The 3,654-nt window shown below is 37.3% G+C and carries 4 protein-coding genes and 1 pseudogene; 1 reads left to right on the forward strand and 4 read right to left on the reverse strand.

Annotated elements, in window-relative coordinates:
- The 4 genes and pseudogenes from CEF13_RS29025 to CEF13_RS14600 all read right to left on the reverse strand — a co-directional run.
- Positions 1–220: pseudogene (locus CEF13_RS29025) on the reverse strand (hypothetical protein); the annotation flags it as partial.
- A 71-nt stretch (positions 221–291) separates the two neighbouring features.
- Positions 292–915, reverse strand: coding sequence for a HEAT repeat domain-containing protein (locus CEF13_RS14590; RefSeq protein ID WP_102711447.1), 624 nt, complete (start codon positions 913–915; stop codon positions 292–294).
- Positions 916–1,935: 1,020 nt separating this feature from the next.
- Complete coding sequence (locus CEF13_RS14595) at positions 1,936–2,232, reverse strand: histidine kinase (RefSeq protein ID WP_243864965.1); 297 nt, start codon at positions 2,230–2,232, stop codon at positions 1,936–1,938.
- Between the two features lie 395 nt (positions 2,233–2,627).
- Positions 2,628–3,050 (reverse strand): GNAT family N-acetyltransferase, encoded by a 423-nt coding sequence (locus CEF13_RS14600; protein WP_102711449.1) that lies wholly within the window; start codon positions 3,048–3,050, stop codon positions 2,628–2,630.
- A 336-nt stretch (positions 3,051–3,386) separates the two neighbouring features.
- Between CEF13_RS14600 and CEF13_RS14605 the strand changes: the two genes are divergently transcribed.
- Positions 3,387–3,654 (forward strand): IS110 family transposase (locus CEF13_RS14605; RefSeq protein ID WP_146022773.1); only part of this gene is annotated, 268 nt, incomplete at its 3' end.

The following is a 3,654-nucleotide window of genomic DNA, read 5'->3' on the forward strand; positions in this document are numbered from 1 at the left end:
CAACCCAAATATCCAATCTATATTTTTTTTCATTTAATAGTTCAGAAAATTCATCCATTTTCTGTGGGAAATCTATATTTATTCTTTGTGCAATACGAATCATCTCAACAACAGCTTTGTTTGCACGTTTTACCGACTTCTTATTAGAATAATCAATCTCGAAATGAATCTTTGCACATTCCTTATAAGTATCGATTTGATTATCAAACGATTTATTCATATCAATATGAATCTCCCTTTTCAAATATCTATTTACCATCAGCTATCTGTCGACACAATAATATTGTACTTTCATTGTTTGGGTATTTTTCTACTTAATCTTTTTATAGCAGTTTCCCTTGCTTTATACTCATAAAGCCCCTTTTTAACTTCAAGTTTCTCCAACAAAGGGATTGCTCTAATATCCCCAAATTTGCCTATCGCTTCAATTGCATGACCCCTAACTGTTTCATCATTAAAACAATCAATTAACACTTCGTATGCTTCCTTTGTCTTCATCTTTGCCAAAGTTCCCATCAGCATTTGCCTTGCTATTCCATACCTTGGGTTTTTGCATAGTTCCAATATTGCAGAATATGAAGCCCTGTCATCAATAACATACAAAGCATTTCCAACAGCCCATAGGTCAATGTTCTCCCCTTTATAATCTTCAAATATGCTTATTAGAAAAGGAACAGCCTGCTTTAGTCCTTTCTCCGATACAATTCGTGCTATCCAAGTCTTATTAGAGAGTTCTAATTTGGGTGCATACTTTAGCAGTATGTCTATATACGGTTTTGCAGATATTCTATGCATTACAAGAACGTCGGTTGGATTTAAGAGAGTATTATCTATTGCAGTTGAAATGGGAACACCTGCTTGATTAAGTTCCTCCTCCAACATATCCCATGTGACATTTCCAGTTTTTTTAATCATAGTTTTCCCTTCCAAATAAAATCATTCTTCAATCAATTCTCAGATTTAATTGTACCATATATTGGTTTTTTTGTTGATGTCGTATCGCTTCAAATTTTAAACATAGTCGATCGATGGGAGTGCTATGGGGATACTTGAAACCATTAAACACAAATATGATGTAAACCACCACCCATCCCAACACCTTATCAGACCCACTAGAATCAAATCTGACAGCTTATAGCCTTTCACACGATCCAAGTCAAGATCAGAGTACTGAAGCCTCCCGAATCACTCATCCTCTTTATGTCAAAAACTATGCTCTTTGAAAGTTGAAACTTTAGTGTGGAAATATAGTGTCTTTTACTCGTATTTTTCTTTTGATATATTTCAAAATTGATTCATGATTATTTGAAACACGAACTCAGTAAGCCAAGTTGACAATTTGTAAGATATTCCACGGTGACCCCAATCATAAATAACAGCTGTTTATTTCAACACGGCGTTCCATTAAACTGCCCGTTAGTTTAGCGCTACATTTTAACTTATCGGCATTCGGACAATGTTCTTGTCACAAATCAACAATCGGCTCAAGTTCTTGACATTGTCAATTGACAAGAACTTGAGCCGATAAATAAAAAAGCCCGCAGTTTATGCGGACTTGATTCGGACAATGTTTGTGTCATCCGACACTTGTGTCACAATCTATTTTGTATTCTCAGCATTGTTATTTTGTCACTTCCTTTTCGGTTAGTAATTTTGGTATTTGATTAAACCTCTTCTAATAAAAAAGCTGAATCCATACCCTACCTGGACTCAGCATTTTTAATACTTATTATATTTATTGAATCAGTTATTGATTTGTACTTCAAGAGATGTTTTGTTATTGAAAGTTAAAAACCAATTGATTCAGTTATAGGATCGCTGGAACGATTCGAATTTCAAAAAAATACCTACCAATGAAATGGATTTTTTTATATCCGGCTGCCGTCGTGTTTTATTAAGTTAATGTTCCCCGTTAGCTTAATCATTTATTGTGTTTTACGGTTCCTCGGCATCAAGCAAATACCCCGTAAACTCCTCAAGTAAAGCAATCCCCTCCTTCAGGGATTCCCTAGTATCTTCTACAACAAGGTCAATAGTGAAATTTTCGGCAAGTTCTGTACCACCGTCAATCATTACTAAAACCGAATGTAAAACTCCATCAATCTTATCCTGTATAACGTTTTTATAAGCTTCAATTCCTTCATCTGTACCAAGAAGGTTATTTAATATCTGATATTCACTTTTTAAATCAGACCATTCAGGAATAACCGCATTCGGACCGAGGTAGTCCACATTAATCCAAAAATCCCTTATCTGCTTTAAATCCTGAAATAAAGCATTTTGTTAATTCATCAGGCATCCCCCAATTAATTATTGTCATTTGTCGAGTGAAAATAAAGTATTAGACTGGAAATTATCAAGACCTAAACTTAAGGAAATCAAATAAAATAAAGGGTTCCACATATTAGTCATGCATAATATGTGGAACCCTTTATTTTTAACTAACGTGTCCCGTTAGTTGAACGAAATGCACTGTTTGGTCACTATAAAGTCGGTTATCGGAGGCATAAACATAATGAAACTCTTGAGGTTGCCTGTTATCTTGTCGTATAAAAATATTAAGCAAAAAGAATGGCTGTCGAGACTTTCTCGACAGCCTCACAAGGAACCAAATGTGGTTCCTTGTTTTATTTATATTCCATAACCCAGTACTTTTCTTCTCCCGGACGGCCTTCCTCAACAACCTTCTTCCATCCGTTGCGTTCATAAAATGTCAATGCCTTTTGATTTTTAGATACGCATTTTAGTCGCATCGGTTTAGTCATTTTAACGTCAGCTGCTTGCAGCAAACGACTGCCGACTCCTTTCCCTGAGAAATCCGGGTGAACAAAAAGATTATGAATGAAGTTATCCGGCAAATACAAGGAGGTAAAGCCCCTAAGGATACCAGCCTCTTCTGCTACGATGATGAATTCGTCCTCCGTATGCTTGTCGAAATCCTCCAAAGTCATTTCAATAATATTGTCCCATACGAAGGTATTGTGCCGTGATTCGAGATACAGCTTTCTTAGTTCAGGGTAATCCCCTTCATGAGCCTCTCTAATATTCAATTGCTCACTCCCTCTGCACTGAAGTTTTAATGTGATGTATGCCCCTTTTTCAAATATTCACCATTAATACCCAACTATCCTGCCCGTTCGTATTATGGGATCAACCAGTTCTTTCTGGTTGATCCTTTTTTCATTTGCATAGAGGATTAAGGTAGCCGGTTCGAACGTTCCTGCCCGTGGGACTTTGATCCCGAGCGCTATATTGTTCACCCCTACTTGTCACGACTATGATTGAGGCTGGTTGGGACGCGAGATCCCGTATAACAAGCGATGCTATAGAGCGACAAGAAGTATCATTAGGGGCTGCTGGTAAATCTACATGTTGGGAGAGATCAAATGAATTCAGTTATCGGTCTAGATATTTCTAAAGAAGAGAGCCATGGACAAGCCTTTTTAGAGCGTGGAAAACCGTACAGAGGAACGTTCCATTTCGAGCATACTCGAGATGGTCTGGCGAAGCTGCTTCAAGCTGTTCAGGATCTTGAGCATGCGGCAAGACAACGTCCTTTGCTTATTCTAGAAGCAACTGGGCATTACCAAAGCTCTGTTGTTCAGTTCCTCGAGGAGCATCACTATTTATACATCGTCATTAATCCGCTCATCT

Origin of the sequence: Paenibacillus castaneae (genome assembly GCF_002884445.1) — a bacterium.
Taxonomy (GTDB): Bacteria; Bacillota; Bacilli; order Paenibacillales; family Paenibacillaceae; genus Pristimantibacillus; species Pristimantibacillus castaneae.

Excerpts from the sequence above, each read along its gene's own strand:
- CEF13_RS14590 (WP_102711447.1), bottom strand. The coding sequence starts at position 915 with ATGATTAAAAAAACTGGAAATGTCACATGGGATATGTTGGAGGAGGAA.